This is a genomic window from Companilactobacillus bobalius (assembly GCF_009764355.1).
The window spans coordinates 1-5,614 of record NZ_LNUA01000022.1; the positions used below are offsets into that span (position 1 = coordinate 1).

Below are 5,614 nucleotides of genomic sequence, written 5' to 3' on the forward strand. Positions count from 1 at the left end.
GCGCATTGACCTCGTTTCACTCGGTCTGCTGATTCTCCTGAATTTATTTTTAGTGTATGCCTTCCGCTTCGCTATTTCAACTTTTATACTTTGACTTAACGTTTCCTATATGATATAGTTTCGGTGATTATTTCTAATATGATTTGAGGGATCGTTATGTCTAAAAGTAACTTAGAAAAACAAGAAGCTAAATTAAAAGCCCTTAATCAAAAAATTAAGGACGAAAAAAATAAGATTGAACAACGGCTAGGTAAACAAATCATCAGTCAAGCCAATTTAGATTATGCTAATTTGTCTAACGATCAGATTAAGCTTTTAGCTAAGCAATTTTCTGAATTTTTAAAGGTAAAGTCCGTAGATCATTAGCCATACGAGATGGGGAAATTCCATGTCTAATCAATATGAAAAACTAGTCGAGCAGCAAGCGCGTTTAAAACAAAAAATTGATCGGGAAGATTTTAAATTACGACAATCTAAATACTATGAAAATCGACAAGCCCGCAAAGCCCGTTCTCGCCGATTAATTCAAAAAGGGGCTTTGCTAGAAAAATACTTTCAAGCTGATAATCTCTCGGTTGAACAAACCGAAGAGCTTTTAAAAATATTTGCCGATTACGTTAATGTCCATAAACCAAATAAACTCAAAAACGATCAACCTAATAACTAGGCCGATCGTTTTTATTTTCAGGATTGTGTTTAGCAAAGTCTTTTAACTGTTTTTGAATTCTTTGTGTAAGCTCTGCTTTACTTTCTTTGTGCTTCCTTTTACTTGATCGCTGTTGAATTATCTTTTGACCCTTACCTCTTCTTTTTGATTTTAGGTCAAGCGTAAAATCTGAAATTTTATTTTGATCTAGCTTACTTAAATGACCGATTTCTTTAAAGTTTAAACCGGCTTTGGGAAAGCGATAAATATTACCAAGATCGACCCAGGAAGGTTTCTTCAACCCAGCGGATTGCCAATTTTGAATCGGATAATATTGTTGCTTGATATAAGCCGACTTCTTTTCATACTGACTAGTAATTTTAAAAGCTTCGACCTTCTGTTCTGATACCCGACGAATTAAAACTGGCCGAGACTTGCCACCGTTAGTTTCTACAAAACTAACGTATAGGCTGACTAAGTCATTAGTCCTCATCTGGATCGTTGAGCCAATCAGCGACCTCTTTAGCGTCTTTGAACTCGGTGACTGGTGTCCCTTCGGTCGCCTTTAAAAAGCGTAAATTAGCTCTTTCTTCTTCGCTTAAAGACGCATTAAAAGGTAAAGCACCATTAGCAACAATCCGCTTGTAAAACATGTTAATGGCCGTGGTTGGATTTAAGCCCAATTCGCTTAAAATTGCTTCGGTATCATCGGCCAAATCTTTATCAATCTTGACTTGGACCCGTTTCTTTTCCTTAACTGCCATGATTGTCTCATCTCCTTTTTTGCTACTACCATTATACTACCTTTTGAGTACCTTATCAATAGATAAAGCCTTGGCCTCAAATCACTTGAGCTTGGCGTTGATCTAAAGGCTGAACTTTTTAGTTAGCCTGGTTAGCTCTGACACTCATTTAAAAGCCCCTATTCTTCTGTTTAAGCCATTTAACTCTAGCTTAAGTAAGTATAAATTAGGTTAGTAAGTCTTAAAATCGCTTAGAAAGGATTTTGTAGCCTTTTAGGGCTAGTAGTACAACCCACTGTTATCGTTGTCGGCCGGCTTTTCTTCTTCGGGGTGTTTGGCCGCATATTCTCTAGCCGCTTGTTTATTCCACCAAACGCCAAATAGGTTTTGCATGGTGCCGTATAAGTAGTTCTCAACATTCTTGATGTGCTTCTCATTGCTTCTCAGGGCGTTAAAGTAGCGTCTCAAGGCTTTAGTCATTAAAGGTTTCAGTTCCTCATCATCAAGTGGGATTATGACACCAATATCTTTGTGATCTTTCTCAACTCGGTACTTAGCATTTAAGATAATGCCAATGAAGCGCCGCATTTGTTGCGGAGTGCGGCACCAAAAACTGAGCAGCTGAATGGCTTCGGGTTCTAAGAAGACTTCCCAGCCACTTTCTGAATCCGTTAAGAACTCATCAGCATGTTTTACTAAATCCCGATTTTGGATTTCTATTTCAGCTGGTGAAAAGTTAGCTGTGGAAAAATTTAACTTTTGAGTATCTATCTTGTATCTATCTTTATCTTTTTCTTTAGGTTCTTTATATAGATTAACTGCACTTTTTGCAGTTCCGCTTGTAGCAAGGGTTTGAGACACTTTTGGGCTATCTTCACCGCGTAAATAGACATCGGTTGCTTTCACATCGAGCTTGGACAGATATAAGCGATTCGGTTCATTCTTTTTTGTTTTTGGGTTAAAGCCCAGTTGTTTTTGCATCAGCAAATGAGCGGATTCGAGTTCTTTTTTAATTTTGACGACTTTTTGATTATGGCAAGGCAAATTACAAGTTTAATCCGAACAAGCCCGGAATCTTTCAATGGCAGTCTGTTGATGATGTATTTTTAATGGTCGTTGATTAATTAGTTCAAGTGCTGCTAGGATCTCATCAGTCGTTACTTGGCTAAAATTGGTCTTTTTCGGGAAGAACCAGCGTAACCGTCTATTAAAATATTCATTGGAACCTCGCTCCCATGGTGAATATGGATGGCAAAAATAAACTTTGATCTGATAATCCTGTTCTAAGGCCTGATAATTGGCAAACTCTTTACCATGATCAACAGTAATGGATTTTGCTTGGGGACCGAAGGCCCCCATAAACTTGCCAAAGGCGGTGTTTAGAGCCTTAGCCGTTCTATTAGGGGCTTTGATGGCCCATAGAAGTCGAGTCTTACGTTCTACGAATGTAACCAGACATGATCGTAACTCACTTCGACTAGAAAGCACCGTATCTACTTCCCAATGACCAAAAGCTAACCGTTGATTAACAGTTGTTGGCCGTTGTTCGATGAAAGTCCCACTTGTAAATTTCCCACGATTTTCGCTCACTCGGTGCTGGCGGACATTCCGATTGGGTAGATCAGTCAATTTGAAGGGGAGCCAGCCACGATTAAGCCAATTATAAATTGACGCAGTGCTCAAGTTATAAGCGGCCGCAATGGTTTCTGGTGACCAGGTTAATCGTAAGTGATTGGTAATTAAAGTCGCTAATGCTGCCGTCAGCATCGAACGACGACCGCAATTCCGCCTTTTGCGATCTGCATCTTGCTGAGCTAATTCTGGATCATAAGGTTTAACCCGGTCCAACTCATAGCTAATCGTAGCTTTGGCGACGCCTAAGGCGTCAGCCATTACTTGGTAAGATTTATTCCCCTCATTGACCAGTTGTGCTAGTGCGCCACGTTGAAAACGTGATAAAGTAGATGTACCCAAAGTAATCACTCCCTATATTGGTTGGAATTAGCTACTACCATTGTAAGTGATTGCTTTGGGCTTTTTAATTTCTGTTCAGATTAATTATAGAATTTGCCAACTATTAAGTTGGCCACATCAGGAACATATGTTCCCTTTGACTGACTATAGTTTACCGCACTTCCTAAAGTTTGCCAAGATATTTTTGTGAGTTCCCCAACAAACCACCAAACTAACAATACCCTCACACAGCAACAAGCCTATTCTAGATATATACCTATGGCAATTGATAGCAGCACTTTTCACCCCGTTCTTCTTCTCGTCTCCATTCCCCACGGTGGCTCTGAATCACCACTCACCGCTTGTATCTCAGTTAAAGTACCAACTGTTGGCTCATAAACATTTTTGCTTACAGTTGGCATTAGTGTCGTTAAATACCCTGTCCACGCTTTACTTTGAGCCTGACGGCTCACCATAGCCGACTTAAATAACATGGTCACCGTCGTCAATAAAGTTGGCTGGTTACCACGCTGCACCCGCTTCAATTGCGAAGTTGCTTGTAGTTGCTTCATAACCCGATTCAAACTCGCCGGAGAAATCCCTAATTCAGCTTGAATTTGACGCGTTGACATGGCAACCGAAGCGGCAGAACCACCCATTCGATTAATCAATGCAAGCACATCGTTACGCCATTCGTGGGCATGACTGTATTGTCGTTCGGCACGCGGCTTAGCAAATTTATGCCAGCCAATCCCAGCAACAACTTTACCTGAAAAATTAGGCACCCATTGATCCAATAGTCCTTGAACATAACTCAGTGCTGCCCCCCGATAGTTACCTGAATAGGCGTCTCTCACGCACTGTACAACTTCGCGATCGGCCAACGGATCATGTAGATTTGAATTGAAGACGTCAAGCACGTCTCTCGCACGTTGTTGCGAGATTTTTGACTGATACATCGCTAAAGCTAACGTCAAAACCGTGTTGTGACGGGCTAAACCTTGACCTGATTTGACTGTTGTCACTTTCAATAAGGCTTTAAACCAAGCTTGGTCAACCTGCCGACCTTCATCTGGGGCTAGAGAAATCACCTGTCGTTTATCCGGCTTCGTAACCGGAACTTGGGCAGCATAATATTGTGACCACTTCATCAGAGCGCTCACCTGGACCAACATATGTGCATCAAAAAAGACTAGATTGTCTTGCCGGGGAATTCGAAAAATTCCAAAGTTATTGCAGCCGACATCGACCCCTGCCACTCGTTTTTGAATCCATTGCCGCACAAAACTCGACATTTTTTGGGCTGCTTTTAAGACTGGAAACTGACCGCGTGTTTTCCGCAAAAACATAGGCTGATCAAAAACGTAGTAGATATGGAATCCCTTCGTAGTCCGCAAAATCATCGTGGGAATGAATAAGTCAGCAACGGTTACGGCCCCCAAGACCTCTTGCTCACGCGCGTCTCGTTCTTGTGCGTCGGCAAAATCAATATCAACGACCAAGGTATTAATCTGAGCTAAGTTAGCTTCCCGGTGTCCCCGAACACTCGACCGATTTTGCGTATAGCCAAGCCAGCTGAATGTATTGGGCGTCCAGTGAGTCATACGATCGGCGATGGCGTCAAGTGCTTCAAAAGAGGTGATAACCACACCATGTGCTTTTTGCATTGAATCTTTACTGCTGAAGAGCGCAATGGCCCCTTTTTTTGTAGGAGTTTCCATCACTTGTCCGGCAATATTAGAACGACTATTTTTAACTTTATAGGTATGTAATGAATCGTGTAATACCAGCTTTTGTGCAGTCTGAACCGTCTTTAAATCGTACATGGTGAGCTCACCTCCTTTCAAAATAAACACCTAAGTTAGCTTAATAGAAATGACATAGAAACCGAAAAAGCGCAGACAAAAAAGCAACTTAGCGTTATGCCAAGTTGCTTAAGGTGGACGTAGTCCGACTACCCCCGAATAAACTTTTAAATTTTTAAATTACCGCCTACGGATCTAATTAACTAGATCCAGTGAATTTGCACAGAAGTCGCTCACCACACGTGTCCCCTTTGTTTTTACCCGGCAGCTTGTCCCCTACCGTTTTGAAATCACACCATTCTCGACATCTTACCATTTTGCTGGTATAATCTCTTTAGTTGAATGAAAAAGATTTTTTTGTCGAGTGCTTCCCAATTGCCGTTGGGTGGCGCTTTTCTTTTATTTAAGGTAACCATACACCATAACAAAGAAAATGTAAACAAAAACATCAAAAGTATACTTTTGAT

General features: G+C 41.0%; 6 protein-coding genes and 1 pseudogene. 2 read left to right on the forward strand and 5 right to left on the reverse strand.

The window, feature by feature from the left end; all coding sequences use genetic code 11:
* Window positions 1-156: 156 nt before the first annotated feature.
* Both ATN92_RS03655 and ATN92_RS03660 read left to right on the forward strand, forming a co-directional pair.
* Window positions 157-366, forward strand: a complete 210-nt coding sequence (locus ATN92_RS03655) for a hypothetical protein (protein ID WP_054519259.1) — start codon at window positions 157-159, stop codon at window positions 364-366.
* Window positions 367-388: 22 nt separating this feature from the next.
* Window positions 389-667 carry a hypothetical protein gene (locus tag ATN92_RS03660; protein ID WP_056950637.1) on the forward strand — a complete coding sequence of 93 codons (279 nt, stop codon included), beginning with the start codon at window positions 389-391 and terminating at the stop codon, window positions 665-667.
* Here the strand turns inward: ATN92_RS03660 and ATN92_RS03665 are convergent.
* The 5 genes and pseudogenes from ATN92_RS03665 to ATN92_RS03685 all read right to left on the reverse strand — a co-directional run bounded on the left by ATN92_RS03665 (window position 657) and on the right by ATN92_RS03685 (window position 4,946).
* The gene (locus ATN92_RS03665) at window positions 657-1,139 is read right to left on the reverse strand and encodes a hypothetical protein (protein WP_056950634.1); all 483 of its coding nucleotides are present in this window, start codon (window positions 1,137-1,139) and stop codon (window positions 657-659) included. The two genes, ATN92_RS03660 and ATN92_RS03665, sit on opposite strands and share 11 nt — an antisense overlap.
* Complete coding sequence (locus ATN92_RS03670; RefSeq protein ID WP_014564139.1) at window positions 1,129-1,410, reverse strand: type II toxin-antitoxin system RelB/DinJ family antitoxin; 282 nt, start codon at window positions 1,408-1,410, stop codon at window positions 1,129-1,131. The genes ATN92_RS03665 and ATN92_RS03670 overlap by 11 nt, the downstream gene beginning before the upstream one ends.
* 258 nt (window positions 1,411-1,668) lie before the next feature.
* A pseudogene (locus tag ATN92_RS03675) lies at window positions 1,669-2,427 on the reverse strand (replication initiator protein A); the annotation flags it as partial.
* 15 nt (window positions 2,428-2,442) lie between these two features.
* A complete protein-coding gene (locus ATN92_RS03680) occupies window positions 2,443-3,363 on the reverse strand; it encodes an IS30-like element ISLsa1 family transposase (protein ID WP_056950631.1) in 921 nt (306 codons plus the stop codon).
* A 281-nt stretch (window positions 3,364-3,644) separates the two neighbouring features.
* Window positions 3,645-4,946, reverse strand: a complete 1,302-nt coding sequence (locus ATN92_RS03685) for a primase C-terminal domain-containing protein (RefSeq protein WP_234032525.1) — start codon at window positions 4,944-4,946, stop codon at window positions 3,645-3,647.
* Between the last annotated feature and the right edge of the window lie 668 nt (window positions 4,947-5,614).

Coding starts and splice junctions, on each gene's coding strand:
- ATN92_RS03655 (WP_054519259.1), top strand. CDS start 157: ATGTCTAAAAGTAACTTAGAAAAACAAGAAGCTAAATTAAAAGCCCTT.
- ATN92_RS03660 (WP_056950637.1), top strand. CDS start 389: ATGTCTAATCAATATGAAAAACTAGTCGAGCAGCAAGCGCGTTTAAAA.
- ATN92_RS03665 (WP_056950634.1), bottom strand. CDS start 1,139: ATGAGGACTAATGACTTAGTCAGCCTATACGTTAGTTTTGTAGAAACT.
- ATN92_RS03685 (WP_234032525.1), bottom strand. CDS start 4,946: ATGACTCACTGGACGCCCAATACATTCAGCTGGCTTGGCTATACGCAA.
- ATN92_RS03670 (WP_014564139.1), bottom strand. CDS start 1,410: ATGGCAGTTAAGGAAAAGAAACGGGTCCAAGTCAAGATTGATAAAGAT.